The organism is Streptomyces griseorubiginosus, from assembly GCF_017614965.1.
GTDB classification, from domain to species: Bacteria; Actinomycetota; Actinomycetes; order Streptomycetales; family Streptomycetaceae; genus Streptomyces; species Streptomyces griseorubiginosus_B.
Window position 1 is genome coordinate 1 of record NZ_WVUG01000772.1, and the last position, 228, is coordinate 228.

General features: G+C 58.8%; 1 rRNA gene. It reads left to right on the forward strand.

Annotated elements, in window-relative coordinates:
* Positions 1-218, forward strand: a 16S ribosomal RNA gene (locus GRC12_RS45200); the annotation flags it as partial.
* Between the last annotated feature and the right edge of the window lie 10 nt (positions 219-228).

Here is a 228-nt window from a genome sequence, read left to right on the forward strand (position 1 = left end):
ATGAAGTCGGAGTTGCTAGTAATCGCAGATCAGCAGTGCTGCGGTGAATACGTTCCCGGGCCTTGTACACACCGCCCGTCACGTCACGAAAGTCGGTAACACCCGAAGCCGGTGGCCCAACCCCTTGCGGGAGGGAGCTGTCGAAGGTGGGACTGGCGATTGGGACGAAGTCGTAACAAGGTAGCCGTACCGGAAGGTGCGGCTGGATCACCTCCTTTCTAAGGAGCA